Genomic DNA, 16493 nt, shown 5'->3' with positions numbered 1-16493 from the left:
AAACATTCGTTCTTTGTCAAGTAGTAACAGAACGAATAAAACATTTTTTACAGCAGGCATAAAAGTAGCAAATTATGAACAAAAAAGTAGTTACCCTATTAGCCGGTATCATGCTGGTTGCCGCGCAGGGCCAGGCCAGGACCGGCGCCAGCCGGAGCTACCGGCTCAATCCAACCTTAGCCCCGGGCGCATCCCCGGTAACGCCGGAATACAATATCCGCAGCCATGAAGGCTTCATCGAAAATGCAGGACAGATAACGGACCAGGCCGGGAAACCCAGGCCCGATGTGGACTTCCAGGTCAAAGGGGACGGGGTCAATGTCTTTTTCGGCGACGCTGCGATCCACTACCAATGGGCCGCAGCACGGGAGGCAACGAAGGATGGTAAAGATGCAGCGTCCCGCCTGATCGATATGTATCGCATGGATGTTACGCTGCTACATGCCAATACCCATGCTGTGATGATCAAAGAAGCGCCGCAAGCCTATTTTGAACAGTACCTCAATGGCACTATGCTGCAACGTGCGCATACCTATAAAAAGGTCATCTATAAAGATGTTTATCCCCATATCGACTGGGTGTTTTACTTCAATGCCGAAGGCAAGCTGGAACACGATTTCGTGGTACGGCCCGGTGGCAAGGTATCGGACATCCGCCTGCAATATGACGGAGCTACTGCTTTACAGCTTAACCGGGACGGGAGCCTTACGGCAACGACACCCATGGGCCGCGTATCGGAAAGCGCGCCCCGAAGCTATACGGACAAAGGTGTCGCAATCGCCTCTTCTTTTGTGCTGGACAAGAAAGAGCTCCGTTTCCGGACCGCAACGCACAGCGGCACGCTCACCATCGACCCAACATTGGAATGGGGCACCTTCTACGGCGGCACCAGCGACGATTTCAACCCCAGCCTGGCTACCGATCCGGATGGTAACGTGTATATGTCCTTTGCGACTATGCAGGGCAGCGCTGCAATCAATATTGTAACCACCGGCGCTTACCAGACTACCCGCCAGGTAGCAGAGGGCGACAACAGCCCCTTCCTGGTCAAGTTTGACAGCACGGGACAACGGCAATGGGGTACGCACTTCGGCCATTCTTCCTATACCCTGTATCCCCGCGACGTACCCAATCTCAGCTGCGATCCCTATGGCAACATCTTTATTATGGCCGATACGATGATCGCCAAGTTCAACGGCGCCGGACAGCTCAGCTGGACCAGGGGCCTGCCCGGCTATATCGAATTTCTTTACCGTACAGCGGCGATCCAATGCGATCTTTCCGGTAACCTGTACCTCACCGGCAATGCCTATTCGGGGCAGAATGCGGTGTTCGGCACGCCCGGAACTTACAAGGATACCGTTACCGGAGGCATGGACGCTTTCCTGATGAAGTACGACAGTGCCGGCAACCGGCTCTGGGGTACGTTCTTCGGCGGCGAAGGCAGTGAGCAGAATTATGTTGGTTTTGATCCGTTGGCGTGTGATGCCGCCGGAAATGTCTATCTCTCCGGGCGTACCGAAAGCCTTACCGGCATTGCCACGCCCGGTAGCTTCCAGACAACGCTCAGCGGCACTGACGATGCCTACCTGGCTAAGTTCGACAGCCAGGGCCAGCTGCTCTGGGCTACCTATTACGGTGGCGAAAGCACCGAAATGGGCGGAAGCGTGGTCACCGATGCCGATGACAATGTGTTCCTCGCAGGCATGACCAAAAGCGCTACGGGCATCAGCAGCCCCAACAGTTTCCAGGATACGCTGGCCGGCGGCAACGATTTCTTCGTCGCTAAATTCAACAGCAGCGGCGCCCGCCAATGGGCTACCTATTACGGCGGCGAAGGAGAAGAATGGTACAATTACAGGGGCGGCATCCTCGGTCGCGATGCAACCGGCAACGTGGTGCTGTATGGCTTCACCAACAGCCCTGACGGGATCAGCACGCCCGGCGCTTACCAGGAGGATATTCTTTCGGGCGGATACACCGTCTTCCTGGCCAAGCTGAACACTTCGGGCAACAGGCTCTGGGGCACTTATTTCGGCGGGGCCGGCGGCGCACAGATCGGCGGATACATCAGCTTCTATGGTCCCAACAGCGCCGGTGGCGACATCAGCTGCGACGCTTTCGGCAATATCTATATCGCCAACTCTGCAGGCCCCAATGCCGAGGTTACTACACCCAACAGCTATCAGCCCTTGTGGAGCGCGGGCAATACCAATGCCGGCATGCACGATGTCTTCCTTTCTAAATTCAGCGACTGTAGCATAGCCCTTCCCGGTACCATCACCGGCGATACTATGTTGTGCGCCGACGCAACAACGGCCAGCTTCCGTACAGAAGCAGCACCCGGAGCGGCTTCCTACACCTGGATCCTTCCTGCGGGATGGAGCGGCGCCAGTGTTGCCGATACCATTGCCGTAACCACCAACGGCAGCGGCGGGACCATAGGTGTTGTGGCCATCGCAGCCTGCGGCGGCACCGATACCGTATGGCGGACCATAACCGTGAGGACAGCGCCGGCACCGGTGATCAGCCAGACCGGAAACACCTTAACCACGGGGACTTTCAGCAGCTACCAATGGTACCGGGATGGTCAACCTTTGGCCGGCGCCACCAGCGCCAGCTATACGGTAAGCGCTACGGGTGACTATACCGTTAAGGTTACCGACGTCTTCGGCTGCAGCGGCACTTCTGCAGCGTTGCAAGTCCCTACGCTGGGCATCGGCGGGTCTAAATCCATAGCAGATAAAATACAAGTGTATCCTAATCCTTCGAGCAAGATCGTGCACATCAGCAGCCCGGTGAAGCTGCAGATCAGGCTGAGCAGCATCGACGGCAGAAAGCTCCTGGAAATGGATGAGACCAGCACCATAGACATCGGCGCTTATCCTGAAGGGCTATACCTGCTGCAGCTTTCCGATAGCAAAGGACACCTGCTGAAGACCGTGAAGCTGACCCGTTCAAAGTAATCTTATTCCCTTTCCCGGCGGCGCAGGCCGCCGGGAAATCTTCATCCCGCTTTTATGAAACGACTGATACCGGTGCTTGCGCTTTTAGGCTGCCTTACAGCAAGCGCGCAGAAGGAGGATTATGTATGGGCCTACGGCAATGCCTGCGGTATTGATTTCAATGCGACGCCGGCAACCTTCTTTTCCTCTTCTGTTGAAAATTATCATCATTATTCGGGAGGCGGTGCGGCCAGTATCTGCGACAAAGAGGGCAGGCTGCTGTTCTATACCAATGGCGCTAAAGTATGGAGCCGTGATGGTAGCATTATGTCCGGCGGTATCCTGCTTTCAGGCTACCCTATGGGACCCATCTCGATGGAGAACGGCATCTGGCAGCTGCAGCAATCGGCGGCTATCGCGGCCGATCCGGCCAACCGGAACCGCTATTATATTTTCCACACCTGGCGCAATGCACAGCCCGACGGACAATCCTTTTCCGATACCTGCTCGCTGTTCTATTCGGTAGTCGATATGAGCCTGAGCAATGGCAAGGGCGCTGTGCTGGCTTCGCAGAAAAAGGTATTGCTCGATCGCAGCACGACCGGCGCGCTCACCGTAGTCCGCGGCGAAGACTGTAATGTATGGGCCATCACACATGATATCGCCGGCAATACCTTTAAAGCCTACGAGCTTTCCATCAGGGGCGTGAATGCGAACCCGGTGCTTTCACCAACCGGCTTGCCCAGCCCGCCGCCAAACTATTCCAACGGCGGTATGTTCACGCCTACCCGTACCGCTATAAAAGCATCGCCCGACCGGAAAAAGATTGTTCACAGCAGCCACCAGGGCGCCGATGCCTACGGCAATGCCGGCTTGTCCTTCCTGCAGCTGATGGATTTCAATGCGGCCACAGGACAGGTCCTGAATCCATTGACGCTAGCGAATGTGCCCCTGAATATGCGGGCAGTGTATGATGCCTGCTTTTCCAACGGAAGCGCCAAGCTGTATTATGCCTGGACTTTCCCTTGCATCAGCTGCGGCAGCGTGTCCCAGTTTGATCTCAGCCTGCCCACACCGGCGGCTATCCTGGCTTCGGAGACATATATTTCCGCAGGCGCCCCCGTGTCGGCCAGCATTAAAAATGCACCCGACGGCCGCATCTACATCGCCAAAAGCTATGGCTATAGTCCCCCCTATGCCCCGGCGCGCGACGGACTCTTTTACATCCGGCAGCCCGAGCTGGCAGGGGTAGCCTGCCAGTTTATAGCCAACGACCTGCAATTTGAATCCTTCGACGACCGTGCAGGCCCGTTTCCCAACGATATTGCCGTATTGCCCAGGGATACCGTATCAGGAACCTATCCCGTGCTAGCCTGCGGTAAAGATACTTTATGGCTGCAGACCGACACCCTGGCTACGAATATCCAATGGTGGGATAATACCTCGGCTGTCCGCAAAGCAGTCACGCAGCCGGGCAAATACACCGTGGCCTACCAGTATGGCTGTACCGATCACTTCGATACGTTCGAGGTCAGGTTCCAGCAACTGCCCATCGTGAGCCGGGACAGCATTACCTGCGTCGATCCGGCAACAGCCCATGCCTATGCCACACCAACCGATACCACTACGGTTACTTTTATCTGGCAAAAGAACCAGGATATCCTGCGCACTGCGCAAAGCAATGCCGGGGATACGATAGGCGGACTGGCGCCGGGCAGCTATTCGCTGCGCATGACCACAGCCACAGGCTGCGATACCACGATACTCTTCGACATTGCGGCCTATCCCGGGATACAATTATCAGTTACGCCGGCCACCGCCAGGATCCCTTATGGAGACAGCATACAGCTGCAGGCTTCGGGCGCCATGCTTTACACCTGGTGGCCTTCGGGTACGATAAGCAACGACACCGTTCCGGCGCCATTTGTAAGACCTTTACAGCCCACCACCTATACCGTAATGGGCCTTAGCGAACATGGATGCCGCGATACAGCCACGGTAAGGATCGATATCGATTACCAGATGCCGGTCTTTATTCCCAATGCTTTCAGCCCTAACGGCGACGGCATCAATGATGTGTTCCGGCTGGGCAATGTCCGCTACCAGAAGCTGGCTGCGTTCCGCGTCTTCAACCGGTGGGGCCAGCAGCTGTTCGAGACTTCCGACCCTTATAAAGGATGGGACGGCACACAGCAAGGCCAACCCTGCAATACCGGCACCTATCACTACCTGGTCATTGTCCATTATCCTGATGGCGCCGCACGTACCTTCAAAGGCGACCTTACCCTGATACGGTAAGCCGCCGGCTACGAACATTGAAATCACCCCGATGGAAATTGAATTCAGGTCTTCCTATTTTGTCTATATCGTAACCGACGAAGAGCGTTCGCACTTCCAGGCCGGTGTCACCACCAGCCTGCACAATTTACCTGATGCCCGCACAGGCGCTGCTGCAGCCAGCGCGGGCGTTTACGACCGCTTGCTTTACTATGAGCAGCATGAAGAAATGCTGACGGCTGTCAAACGGGAAACAGAGCTAGCCTTCCTGTCGCAAAGGAAGCTACGCAAGCTGGTGTCGGCAGCCAATCCGCAGCTAATGTTCCTGGAAAAACCTGCCGGCACTCCGGGTATATAACCGTTCCTGCCTCCATGAGCAACAAACGCGCACGTGAATACGTGCGCGTATCTGTTTCCTTATCGCTTAATGCTTAATAATACTTTTGGTTACCGGCGCTTCCCGGCAACAGTTTGTTGCAGCTGGTACAGGCAATGAATTTCTCCAGGCGTTTCTCAAAAAGAGCAGGTTCCTTCCGTGCCAGCTCAATGGAAGCAATACGTATACGCTTATACGCTTCAGGCAGCTCCTGGAAATAATGCCAGGCTTCCTTGTTCTTTTTTATGGCTGCGATAATATCCTTTGGGAAATGGAAAGGTGCGGCTACTGCTGCTTCCAGCGCTTCCCGGAAATCGGCATGCACCAGGTCCCGGGCCAGGAGCAGCCTGATCCGTTCTATATTGAGCTGCGAAAAACCACCCTTCTTTTTCCGGGGCGTCATCCGGAGCACAGTATGCGCCTCATCCAGGGCCTTCTGGGTACTGTCGATCCAGTTAAAGCATAGCGCTTCTTCAATAATATCGTTCAGCTCGATTCCCTTCTTTCCTTTAGGAATGGTGATCCACACTTCTTTCTTGTCCTGGTAATGCTGCTGCAACCATTTTCGCCAGGCCTTCCTTGTTTGCGGACGGATAATTTCAGTAATGGTTATCGGGGCCATATTGCTTATCGGTTAAAGCATAAATATAAACCCGATTATTGTTTCCGCCAATACCGCCAACCGGTAAAGGCTACAGTGCGCGCCTATAAAGCTTCCCCGTTCAGCAGGCGCTGGAAGGTTTCTACAAACTGTCCTACATGGTAGCCATCTGCCAGGCCATGATGTACATGTACCGAAACGGGCATGATCTTCCGCCCGTCTTCGCCGCTCAGCTTGCCGAACGATATTTTAGGACAGCTGTCTATAAAGCTGAAGCTGCGCGCATGCGACAGGCTGGTAAAGGATAGCCAGGGCAGGGCCGAGCAATGGATCACATTTTGGCCCGACACGGAAGGGATCAGGCCTGTGCTGTTCTTCACTGCTTCCGAAGCCTGCCGGGCATCGGCATAAAATTGTTCCTCGTCTTCATTAAAGTCCATGTAAGCGAAGCCGAAAGTCCCGTCGGACCTGTTGATCGTAGGCGAAGCGTGCACCTTGTCGTAAAGGAAGACCTTGTCCTCCGCAATACGGTAGCGGAAAGCTTCTGTACGGTTGGCCGCTTTGAGCGCCCGGTATAGGTAATACAGGAAGAAGGAGCGCTCCTGTTCTGCTGCATAGCGATAAGCCAGCGTGCAATCCAGGTTGACCGTCACACCAAAGAAAGGTTCTTCAAAGCGGGAAAAGAAACGGTAATGATCCCGCCGTGCCCAGGTTTCCAGGTCTATTTCGTGTCTAATGTCCGACATAATCCAGGATATCGGTTATGGTAGTCAGTTGTAAAAAACGGGGATGCTCCAGGTTGCCTTCATAATGCTCGTGCGCCCATAAGGTATGAAAAGGGATATGCGCAGCATAGCCGTCCAGCTCCAGCACAGGGATCACATCTGACTTCAGCGAATTGCCCAGCATCAGGAATTGTTCGGGAGCGCAATCCAGGTGCTTCAGCAGCTTACAGTAGTCGTCCGTCTTTTTATCGCTCATGATCTCGATGTGATGGAAATAGTCGAGCAGGCCCGACTTCTTCAGCTTCCGTTCCTGGTCCAGCAGGTCGCCTTTGGTAGCAACCACCAGCCGGTAACGGCCTTTCAGGGCATCCAGCACTTCTTTGACACCATCCAGCAATTCAATGGGATGCTGCAGCATATCCTGCCCCAGGCGTATGATCTCCGGGATCAGCTTCAGGTCGGCTGTTCCGCCCGAAATTTCGTATACGGTTTCGATCATGCTCAGCATAAAGCTCTTGATCCCGTAACCATAGAGGTGCAGGTTCTGCATCTCGATCTTAAACAGCTCCTGCGATAAGGTATGATGGGGAGCATAATTTTCCAGCAAAGCACAGAACCGCTTTTCGGTTTCCTGGAAGTAAGGCTCGTTCACCCAGAGCGTATCGTCTGCATCGAAGGCAATTACATTTATTTTATCGTTCACAGCAAATTTTGTTTTTTTACGTGGCAAAGCTCCGCATTAACCCGGCAATTTAAAAAGACATTTGTCCCAGACCCTATGTTGCGTACCAATCCTGATTTCCTGTCCTATATCGAAAATCTGTACCATCAGCAGGGCGACGGGGCGGAGATCACGCTGAAAACCTTTGCCCGCGGCAGCGTGCTGCTGCACCAGGGCAGCCGCCCTTCCCGCATTTATATCATCAGGGATGGCATCACGAAATGTTATTGCAGCGAAGACAACGGCAAGGATTATGTCATGGAATTCCTGAGTGCGGGAGAGATTACCGGGGAGATCGAGCTCATCCGCAATACGCCTTGCCTGTGCACGATAGAAGCGCTGACAACGGTACAGGCCTACGTGATCCGGGGCGCTTATTTCCGCAGCCTGCTCGACAAGGATGCCGCGCTGAACCGGCTGATGCTGGAGGAGCTGGCCGAGCGCCTGGTAAATACGGCCAGCAGGGCTTCTTTCCAGCAGCTGTACACCATGGAGCATGGCTTGAAAAAGCTCCTCGCCTTCTGCGATAAGCTGCAGATCGAGCTGAGCAAAGAGGATATGGCGGCCTATCTCGGCATCACTCTGCGCAGCCTGAACCGTTTATTGAAACCCCGGCCCTGAAAGCAAAGGCAATTGCCCGTCAGCAAATGTTAATATTGCTCCCGGTGAACATAGCATTGGAATGCATTCAGGATTTTAACCCTAAATTACAAGATGAATTCATGATATGAACAAGCGAGCAGACATACGACGTCTACTGATCATAGCGCTATTCTTTCCCTTGTCCGTACAGGCACAAACGGTGAAGGGGAAAGTGATCCGCGCCAATATTCTGCCCAAGGACGGCTTCCCTTTCAGCAAGGAATGGGTCTATCCCTGGTACATCAGCAAAAACGATGAGGGCAGGTTTGAGCATGCAATGGGAGAACCCATTCAGGCGGAGGATACCGCTCACCTTTATTTTACGGCAAGCTGCGAGACCAATATACAGGGTGTATATACTTTTCGTTATTGCTATGCCTCAATGAGCCGCGATACCCTGAAGCTTTTATTCGAAGACGGCATGCCGGCCTATGCCAGCTCCTTTGAAGTAAGCGTGTACCAAAACGAGTTTGAAGTGATCCCTCACCTGGTCTATCCTTCGCCCGGAAAAGTGAAGCCGGGAAGGGTCCTGGAACAATCGCTGACCCTAAGCACCAATGCTTATGGCGCCGGAGGCTATATTTCCTATACCTTCCGCATCGGGGACAGCGACGAATCATACTACCTGCGGGGCTTTTTCAACACACCGCTTCAGCAGCAACGTTAAGTTCCCTTCCGCAATGCAGCACCACTCCATTAAGTAGTTTTATGTGTCTGGCTTCCTGAATTAGCAAAACGTCCCATCCATCATGCGATAATCAAGGCAGCTGGATCGCCCTGAAGTAGTCGGCCTGTAAGGTAGTATTGACGCCCACCAGGAAGCCGCAGACATCCAGCCGGTCGCCATTAGCAGCCATAGAATAGACTTCCGTGCCATTGATCAGGCAATGCGTGGTACCATCGCGCTGCTCCACCCGCAGCACATTGAAATCGCCCTTGGCTATGGCGCTGCTGAACAGGTCGCCCGAGATGTTAACATAGGTTCCGTTAGCATCATATTTTCCCACGGCGAAGATCCCGTTATCTTTCATTTCCAACGTTCTCGCCGCGATGCCAGCAGCGGAGCTGTTATCATTCCAACGGAGACCGCCATAGGTACCTGCTCCCGGCTTTACTTTAGCCTCTATGGCGATGTTGCCGCTAATGCCGTTAAATAAAGACGAAGTGTAGAAAAAGTCGACAAATTGTGTCTTTTTGTTTCTCATGGTGTAGATACCGTTTTGTATTGTCCCCGCTCCGGTAGCATCTTCTCCTGTATAGAAGAAACCGTCGTCGGTATCAAAATCGGTTTGGTAGATTATTTTTTCTCCCGGGGCTGTGTCACTCTTTTTGCAGGAGCCGCCAAACAGGAGGAGAAAGAAAGTACCTGTCATTGTCATCATGTAAGCTCTCATAGGCCAGTTTTTATTTCAAAATTCGGCAGCCGGAGGAGAACAGACAATCGACAGAAGGCTCCATTTTCAGTGCTCCACGAAAACCCTGAGAAAAATTCAGGGAATACCCGGAGCAACTGAAAGCAAATTATCGGCAATTTTGTAGCAACACCGCAAACTGCAAAAGCCATGTCCCAATTGCCAACACCCCTTCCCATCATTATTGTAGAAGACCATGCCATTTTTATCGAGGGCCTGTGCAGTATCCTGAAGCAGGTCGAAGGCATCCGGATTGCCGGTACGTTCACAGAAGGCAAAGCAGCGCTGGCCTTCCTGCAGCAGGAGCCCGTTGCGATTGTTTTCCTCGACATCAGCCTGCCGGAAATGTCGGGCATAGAGGTTTGCAAAACGATCAAGGCGCTGAATAAAGATATCAAGGTCATCGCGCTGACCAACCATATGGAAAAAAGCGTCATTATGGAAATGCTGCAAAGCGGCGCCGATGGCTACCTGCTGAAAAATACTTCCCGCGACGACCTGGTGACTGCTATTTTCCAGGTACTGAACAACCAGTTCCTGATGAATCACGAATTACAGCAGATCCTTTTTTCCCAGGAAAAAAAACCGAAAACCAAGCCCCGCCTTACCCAGAGAGAACAGGAGATCCTGCAGCTCGTCAGTGATGGCGCAACCACAGCGGCTATAGCCAAGCAATTGTTCATCAGCCCGCAAACGGTAGAAACCCACCGGCATAACCTGATGCAGAAATTCGAGGTCGGCAATTCCCCTTCGCTTATCAAGAAAGCGATCGAATACGGTATGCTGTAATCGCCCGGGACCTATGCTAAAAACACAGGGTTGACCAACGGCCACCTGTCCAATAAACCCGGGAGACTCTAAGAGCGAACTCCCGGGTTCATACCGCTTAAATCCACGCCCCATCGCTATTCCAGGAACCATATCCCGCCTGCCTGCCCCCGCCGTAGCAAAAAAACACAACCCTTAAAATACCTTCTTGTTGGTATTTAACAGACCACCGTGGCAAAGTACCTTTGACATAACCGATAACCATATTTATAACGACCAATTAAGACAGGCAATGACAAAGACAAAAATTTTACTATTGCTGCTCCTGTTCCAGTGCAGCCTCTCCGGGTTGCAAGCCCAGCAATGGTTCCGCTATAGCGGCTATCCCATGAACGCAGTGCCTAAAGATGTTACCGTCAACGACGCCGGCACCCTCTTTATGGTGACCAAGAGCAACCAGGTTTTTTATAAACCGCTCGACGGCACATGGACGGAAATCCCCGGTCCCCTGCCACCCGACGGCACGTACTGGCAGACACCTTCTATTACTGTAGAAAAAGCATCTAACCGTTTATATGTCGGTAGCGATGTATATCCCGGCGGACTGTTTGTTACATCCGACCTGGGACAGACCTGGGAGCAGTATTCTTTAGTAACCAACCCGGTCAGCGGTCTACACGAAAACTATTACTGCTTTACGGAAATAAAAAACCCCAACCTCTTCTTTGCCGGAACTATAGGTGGGGTAGTCAAGCTTACCAACCGGGGCGCCACCGGGCAGATCATTCCTTTCGGCAATCCGTTCATTTCCACACCTGAAGCGATCCACTATACCCGTAACAATAAGCTGCTGATCGGGAGCTTCAACGACGGTATCTGGCTTTCTACAGACGATGGCGGCAACATCAGGCATGCTAATTTCACCGCCAAACAAGTATACCGCTTCGCTGAAGCCCCGAATGGAAGGGTCTACGCCCTGTGTAAGAACCTGGTTACCCAGATGACGGAGCTCATTTACTCAGACACCTACGTGGACTGGACTTCGGTCAGCCTGCCCGACCCTGCGCAGACGTATACCAGCCTCTATTGCGACAGTGCTGCGGCTACCTTGTGGCTCGGCAGCGCATCGGGACTTTACAAAACCAGCCTCAGCACTATATCCTGGCAAAGCGCAAACCTCAACAACAGCGCCCACAATGTAGTGGAGGTCATCGGCGACAGGAACGGCATCTATGACTTCAGCAACCAATACGTCGCGCAAAAACGTAATGCTGCAGCCACTGCATGGGAACAGATCAACGAAGGGCTGCGCGGTGAAATCAACAATATATTCTTCAACGCGAATAACAAGTTATTTGCCTTTAACTATCTCAACTCCGAATCGGTGGCTGCGCTTGCTCCCCCGGCAGGTACGCCTCCTGTCCTGAGCGGCTGGCAACAGGCCCCGGTAGGACCGGCAGGCGCCAATATCCAGTTTGTCTGCAACGACCAGCATCCCGGCGTGCTATATGCCCTTACCAGCCAGAGGAAGTTCTTCCGCTCTGAAGATGATGGTATCAGCTTTACAGCAACTGCACTTCCGCCCGAATTCAACGCCGCATTGGTCCAGGTACACCAGCTGATTCCCGGTCAGCAGAGCGGTCTGTTCCTTGTTGGCCGGGATGGGCCTGATCCGGCTTTAGGGGGCAAGCTTTTCGGTTCGTTCGATAAAGGGAACACCTGGAGCGAGCTGGGTCGCTTCAGCGCTGCCGGCATCGAGACGGTTTCCCAGGATGCCACCGGGCGCTTGTTTGCACTGGTCGTTATCGACAGCACCCTCAACAACAATCTCTATACATCAGTCGATACAGGCCGCACCTGGAGCCTTGTAATGGAAGATGCGCTGCCCTTCAGCAACAGGACCCTGGTATCTTCCGGTAGCCGCACCTTCCTGTATTCCGACTGGGAGCTGTTTGAGATCAATCCGGCTAATGCAACGCCCAATACGCCTATTGGCCTTCCCTGGCCAAGCGGCACTTCAGGAAGGGAGCTCCGCAATCTCGCGGTAAGCCGGACCGGCACGCTGTATCTCTTCAACGACGGACTTTACCGGTCTACAGACAATGGCGCCAACTGGCAAAGCCTGGGTAAACCGGATATCACCTTACCGGATATCGATTTCCTGGGGACAAATCAGCTGTGCATTGCATTCGACAGTATTCCTTTTATCCTGCCTGCACCCGTGGCAGCAAAAGACAAAGGTATCTACTACTGGCGCAATGCACCTTTACTCAGCATTCACAAGGTCAGCAAAGAACATAACCTGGTCGTCTTCCCCAATCCAGCTGCCTATACCTTACAAGTAAAAACGGATTACCGCGGCAATATTTCCCTGCTGAACGTGCTGGGACAAGAGCTGAACCGGTATCGCATTAAAAAGGAAGAAACGGAAATAGATATCAGCAATATTGCTCCCGGTATTTACTTTATCCGTCTCGAAGAGACGGGACAATCGATAAAGATCGTGAAGCAGTAGGAAAAATAAAGGCAGGAGAAGTCAAGTTTTTAAGCAGGGGAAGTCAGGTTTTTTGAAACTTGACTTCCCCTCGTTTATACCAGCTCCATGTAATAAAGATCATAACCCGGCGCCCAATAATCTTTGACCACCTCCTTCGTACGGAAGCCGAAACGTTCGTAAAAGCGCCAGGCCAGCTGCGAGGTCCTGACCACAATCGTTCCCCTGTCGGGGATCGCCTGCATCTGCTGCAAACGGTAGCGAACCAGGGCGCTGCCCCAGCCTTTGCCCTGCCCTTCAGGATGGACCATATCCCAGGAGATCCTGGCTTCTTTTTTGTCTGCCAGGAGATTAAATCCGCCGCTGGCTACAATACGCCCTTCAGCTTCCAATACAAAATAGTATTCCGCTTCATGCAGCAGGTAACGAATAAGGTCCTGCTCTTCTTCGGGGGCAAAATATTCCGGTGTATTGGCCCTCAGCAAAGCCAGCACAGCTTCCCGGTCATCTTTACGATATGCTCTGATCGTCATGCTATTCATAACCAAAGATAGCCGTTCGGCGTGGGATATCCAGGCTAATCCGGGTCCGTAAAGCGGCTGAAGCAGAAGATCGTTTGCGCAGGAGATGGCTCAGGACCAATCCGTTTAAAGAAAGCAGGCTACCTTTACACCATGACAATAGCCGACAACAAGCAAGTAGTCCTTCGCTTCAACAAAGAATTTATAGAAGGCGGCAACACCGCTGTGCTCGACGAGATTGTCGCGAGCGACTTTACCAACCATACCGCCGTACCGGGCATTCCAAAGGATGTATCGGGACTGATACAGTTCATCGGCATGCTGCGGACCGGCTTTCCCGATCTTCGTGTAGAGATACTGGACCAGGTAGGCGAAGGCGACCTGGTCGCCAGCCGCAAAGTGCTCCGGGGCACGCACCTGGGGGAGATCATGGGCCATGCGCCCACAGGCAAGGAAGTGATCATGAATGTAATGGACTTTGTGCGCCTCCGCGATGGTCAATACGTCGATCACTGGGGCCGTAACGATGTGATGCAGGTCATTGGGCAGCTATAAGAACCGGAGGTTTTTCTGTCCCGGGAAAACTGAGTAGTTCTACTCATTTTAAAAATTGAGCGCTTGTACTCTAGTTGTTTTGCAGCAGGATAAATAGTTTTGTTTTCATCTTTTTGATTCATCTCATCAGGCACCGGAGTGAGGAAAGAAGGCACCACGTAGCAAAGCCAATGATTTATGAGAAAACTATTTACCCTGCTGCTGACCCTGTATGCTTTGTCGGCCTGCGCCCAGCACGGCTGGCACTTGAGAGAAAATGCCATCTGGAACTTCGCCGACTCGCTGGGTCTGAATTTTAACAGTGGCGGTCCTGATACCTTCAGCTCCACAGTACCCACTTCCTATAACTGCATTGCCACCGTATCGGATCCTGCAGGGCGGATGCAGTTCTATACCAATACCGAATACATCTGGGACCGGAATGGCAATGTGATGCCCGGTGGTTATCTTTTGTCTTCTTCCATCAACCCGCCTCCCGGCTGGGTGTTCAATTACCCGCTTCTCGATGCGACCTCCCACGGTGCGCCACAGGGTGTGATCATCCTGCCGGTAATCGCCAACCCGCAGCAGTACTATGTTTTCACCTTGTCGGGATATGTGTTCGGAGAAGACATCGGTGGCCCAACTTCCTTCCTGTGGCTTACCTATTCGATCGTGGACATGTCGCAGAACAGCGGTCTGGGCGCCGTGATCAGCGGCCCCAACCTTATCGATACCAATATGAGCGCGCATATGACCGCTGTACCGGGCGACAATTGCAACATATGGCTGCTGTGCCATGAAAAACGGACACCGCGCTTCAAAGCCTTCGAGATTACCCCGGCCGGGGTCAATACCACACCTGTGATCTCCAATACCGGCTTTCCCCCGGTAGTCATACCCGATCTCGGCAATTACAGTCATGGCTATGGCTCCATGGCGGTAACGCCCAACCGCAAAAAACTGGCTTATACCAGCCCTTACCAGCTTTTTCCAGAGACCTATGGCGGCGGCGAGCAGTTGTTCGACTTCAACCCGGCCACGGGTATCGTATCCAACGCGCAAACGCTCGATAGCTTCTACAGCTGGGACCTGGCTTTCTCGGCAGATAATTCCAAGCTTTATTTTACCTCCTGCAACCTGGTAGATGATGTCAACAATCCTTATCCCTTTCAAACCCTTTTGTACCAGTTCGACCTGAATCAGCCCACTCCTGCGGCTATAGCGGCTTCCAAAGTAATAGCCGATACCATTAAATCGCCGTATGCGGTAACGACACCGATCCGGCTGGCGAGAGATGAAAAGATCTATTACATTATGTCCAACAGCGCAGTGCCCGGGGATGCCGATTACCTGGGCGCGATACAGCAGCCCAACCTGGCAGGAACCGCCTGCAACAACGAACCTCATGCCGTGCTGATGCCGCATCGGTTCTATCCCGACGATAACCTCTCGGGCATCGGCTGCAACGGCTTTGTGCGGCCGATACCGGCCGACACCCTGTTCGGCAGGAAAGACACCATCATCTGTACGGCCGGCGACAGCATACGCCTGAAGGGACCGGCCGCTATTTATTATACCTGGAATACGGGCAGTACAGATACCAGCCTTACCGTCAACACGCCCGGCGTTTACTGGGTGGGTAGCGCACAGACCTATTGCCAGTACCGCATCGATACTTTTGTGGTTGCTCCGCCCTTTACCTTCAGCCTGGGCAACGATACCGTGATCTGCAACCAGGGCAGCTTCATGCTGAATGCCCCGGCAAATGCCACAGCCTACCAATGGCAGGACAACAGCACCGGCCCCAGCTTCCAGGCCGATACCAGCGGCTGGTACTGGGTCAACGTCAGGCATAGCGGCTGCGAAAAAACAGACAGCATCTTTGTTGCCATAAAAGACCTGAGGATGGACCTGGGCGCCGATTCCATATTGTGCCGGGGCATGCCTGTTGCACTTACCTTTGATGCCCGTGTAAAAGATCCTGCTGCCACTTTCCAGTGGAACACCGGCGCCACCGGCGCCCAGCTGACCATTACGGACACCGGGCACTATTCGGTGCAGGTAACGGATGCTCCCTGCGTCTTTAATGACGATATCCATATCACCGACGAGGTATGCAGCTGTGTGCCCCTGGTACCAACAGCTTTCTCACCCAACAGGGACGGGCTCAACGATGTATTCGGGATCGTGTTCAGCGAGGGCTGTCCCATACAGCATTTCAGGTGTTCGATCTATAACCGTTTCGGACAGCGTATTTACTTCAGCAATGATCCGGCAAAAGCCTGGGACGGCACCTGGAATGGCCGGCCCGCCGATGTGGGTACCTATATGTACACGATCACTGCGGAAACCGGCACCCAGCGTAAGCTTTACCAGCTAAAAGGCGACATTACCCTGTTGCGGTAGCGCCGCCAATGGAAATGCGCGGGGAAATCGGTACTTTAGCATGGACCGTTAAACCCGCTTTGTCTTCC

At 53.3% G+C, this 16493-nt stretch carries 14 protein-coding genes; 9 read left to right on the top strand and 5 right to left on the bottom strand.

The window, feature by feature from the left end:
• Positions 1-74 precede the first annotated feature (74 nt).
• Genes DZC79_RS04655 through DZC79_RS04645 form a run of 3 tightly spaced genes read left to right on the top strand, consistent with a single transcriptional unit; the run spans position 75 to position 5580 of the window.
• Positions 75-2966, top strand: a complete 2892-nt coding sequence (locus DZC79_RS04655) for a DUF7948 domain-containing protein (protein ID WP_118950384.1) — start codon at positions 75-77, stop codon at positions 2964-2966.
• 54 nt (positions 2967-3020) lie between these two features.
• The gene (locus tag DZC79_RS04650) at positions 3021-5243 is read left to right on the top strand and encodes a gliding motility-associated C-terminal domain-containing protein (RefSeq protein WP_118950383.1); all 2223 of its coding nucleotides are present in this window, start codon (positions 3021-3023) and stop codon (positions 5241-5243) included.
• A gap of 31 nt (positions 5244-5274) precedes the next feature.
• A complete protein-coding gene (locus tag DZC79_RS04645) occupies positions 5275-5580 on the top strand; it encodes a GIY-YIG nuclease family protein (protein WP_118950382.1) in 306 nt (101 codons plus the stop codon).
• Between the two features lie 73 nt (positions 5581-5653).
• Here the strand turns inward: DZC79_RS04645 and DZC79_RS04640 are convergent, their stop codons facing one another.
• The 3 genes from DZC79_RS04640 to DZC79_RS04630 all read right to left on the bottom strand — a co-directional run bounded on the left by DZC79_RS04640 (position 5654) and on the right by DZC79_RS04630 (position 7627).
• Positions 5654-6220, bottom strand: a complete 567-nt coding sequence (locus DZC79_RS04640; RefSeq protein ID WP_118950381.1) for a YdeI/OmpD-associated family protein — start codon at positions 6218-6220, stop codon at positions 5654-5656.
• Positions 6221-6303: 83 nt separating this feature from the next.
• The gene (locus tag DZC79_RS04635; protein ID WP_232831756.1) at positions 6304-6945 is read right to left on the bottom strand and encodes a chloramphenicol acetyltransferase; all 642 of its coding nucleotides are present in this window, start codon (positions 6943-6945) and stop codon (positions 6304-6306) included.
• Positions 6932-7627: an HAD family hydrolase gene (locus DZC79_RS04630; protein WP_118950523.1), complete on the bottom strand. Its 696-nt coding sequence runs from the start codon at positions 7625-7627 to the stop codon at positions 6932-6934. The genes DZC79_RS04635 and DZC79_RS04630 overlap by 14 nt, the downstream gene beginning before the upstream one ends.
• A gap of 75 nt (positions 7628-7702) precedes the next feature.
• Here DZC79_RS04630 and DZC79_RS04625 point away from each other — a divergent pair, with 75 nt between their 5' ends.
• Together DZC79_RS04625 and DZC79_RS04620 are read left to right on the top strand one after the other, a co-directional pair.
• The gene (locus DZC79_RS04625; RefSeq protein ID WP_118950380.1) at positions 7703-8266 is read left to right on the top strand and encodes a Crp/Fnr family transcriptional regulator; all 564 of its coding nucleotides are present in this window, start codon (positions 7703-7705) and stop codon (positions 8264-8266) included.
• A gap of 106 nt (positions 8267-8372) precedes the next feature.
• Complete coding sequence (locus DZC79_RS04620; RefSeq protein ID WP_157976924.1) at positions 8373-8954, top strand: hypothetical protein; 582 nt, start codon at positions 8373-8375, stop codon at positions 8952-8954.
• A 91-nt stretch (positions 8955-9045) separates the two neighbouring features.
• Here the strand turns inward: DZC79_RS04620 and DZC79_RS04615 are convergent, their stop codons facing one another.
• Complete coding sequence (locus DZC79_RS04615) at positions 9046-9681, bottom strand: hypothetical protein (protein ID WP_157976923.1); 636 nt, start codon at positions 9679-9681, stop codon at positions 9046-9048.
• Positions 9682-9849: 168 nt separating this feature from the next.
• Between DZC79_RS04615 and DZC79_RS04610 the strand changes: the two genes are divergently transcribed.
• Positions 9850-10488 carry a response regulator transcription factor gene (locus DZC79_RS04610; RefSeq protein ID WP_118950377.1) on the top strand — a complete coding sequence of 213 codons (639 nt, stop codon included), beginning with the start codon at positions 9850-9852 and terminating at the stop codon, positions 10486-10488.
• Between the two features lie 271 nt (positions 10489-10759).
• The gene (locus DZC79_RS04605) at positions 10760-12982 is read left to right on the top strand and encodes a T9SS type A sorting domain-containing protein (RefSeq protein WP_118950376.1); all 2223 of its coding nucleotides are present in this window, start codon (positions 10760-10762) and stop codon (positions 12980-12982) included.
• Positions 12983-13056: 74 nt separating this feature from the next.
• On the opposite strand, the gene DZC79_RS04600 is transcribed toward DZC79_RS04605, so the two are convergent.
• On the bottom strand, positions 13057-13494 hold the full coding sequence (locus DZC79_RS04600) for a GNAT family N-acetyltransferase (protein ID WP_118950375.1): 438 nt from the start codon (positions 13492-13494) through the stop codon (positions 13057-13059).
• A gap of 141 nt (positions 13495-13635) precedes the next feature.
• On the opposite strand from DZC79_RS04600, the gene DZC79_RS04595 reads away from it, so the two are divergent.
• Positions 13636-14037, top strand: a complete 402-nt coding sequence (locus DZC79_RS04595; RefSeq protein WP_118950374.1) for an ester cyclase — start codon at positions 13636-13638, stop codon at positions 14035-14037.
• Positions 14038-14214: 177 nt separating this feature from the next.
• The gene (locus DZC79_RS04590) at positions 14215-16425 is read left to right on the top strand and encodes a gliding motility-associated C-terminal domain-containing protein (protein WP_118950373.1); all 2211 of its coding nucleotides are present in this window, start codon (positions 14215-14217) and stop codon (positions 16423-16425) included.
• Positions 16426-16493 lie beyond the last annotated feature (68 nt).

Source organism: Taibaiella helva (assembly GCF_003545695.1).
GTDB classification, from domain to species: Bacteria; Bacteroidota; Bacteroidia; order Chitinophagales; family Chitinophagaceae; genus Taibaiella; species Taibaiella helva.
The sequence above is the reverse complement of the archived record's forward strand: the minus strand, read 5'-3'. Positions and strand labels throughout refer to the sequence as shown.

What these genes read in the sequence shown, in the direction of transcription:
- DZC79_RS04645 (WP_118950382.1), top strand. Translation starts at nt 5,275, where the DNA reads ATGGAAATTGAATTCAGGTCTTCCTATTTTGTCTATATCGTAACCGAC.
- DZC79_RS04635 (WP_232831756.1), bottom strand. Translation starts at nt 6,945, where the DNA reads ATGTCGGACATTAGACACGAAATAGACCTGGAAACCTGGGCACGGCGG.
- DZC79_RS04595 (WP_118950374.1), top strand. Translation starts at nt 13,636, where the DNA reads ATGACAATAGCCGACAACAAGCAAGTAGTCCTTCGCTTCAACAAAGAA.
- DZC79_RS04640 (WP_118950381.1), bottom strand. Translation starts at nt 6,220, where the DNA reads ATGGCCCCGATAACCATTACTGAAATTATCCGTCCGCAAACAAGGAAG.
- DZC79_RS04625 (WP_118950380.1), top strand. Translation starts at nt 7,703, where the DNA reads ATGTTGCGTACCAATCCTGATTTCCTGTCCTATATCGAAAATCTGTAC.
- DZC79_RS04605 (WP_118950376.1), top strand. Translation starts at nt 10,760, where the DNA reads ATGACAAAGACAAAAATTTTACTATTGCTGCTCCTGTTCCAGTGCAGC.
- DZC79_RS04655 (WP_118950384.1), top strand. Translation starts at nt 75, where the DNA reads ATGAACAAAAAAGTAGTTACCCTATTAGCCGGTATCATGCTGGTTGCC.
- DZC79_RS04650 (WP_118950383.1), top strand. Translation starts at nt 3,021, where the DNA reads ATGAAACGACTGATACCGGTGCTTGCGCTTTTAGGCTGCCTTACAGCA.
- DZC79_RS04620 (WP_157976924.1), top strand. Translation starts at nt 8,373, where the DNA reads ATGAACAAGCGAGCAGACATACGACGTCTACTGATCATAGCGCTATTC.
- DZC79_RS04610 (WP_118950377.1), top strand. Translation starts at nt 9,850, where the DNA reads ATGTCCCAATTGCCAACACCCCTTCCCATCATTATTGTAGAAGACCAT.
- DZC79_RS04615 (WP_157976923.1), bottom strand. Translation starts at nt 9,681, where the DNA reads ATGAGAGCTTACATGATGACAATGACAGGTACTTTCTTTCTCCTCCTG.
- DZC79_RS04590 (WP_118950373.1), top strand. Translation starts at nt 14,215, where the DNA reads ATGAGAAAACTATTTACCCTGCTGCTGACCCTGTATGCTTTGTCGGCC.
- DZC79_RS04600 (WP_118950375.1), bottom strand. Translation starts at nt 13,494, where the DNA reads ATGACGATCAGAGCATATCGTAAAGATGACCGGGAAGCTGTGCTGGCT.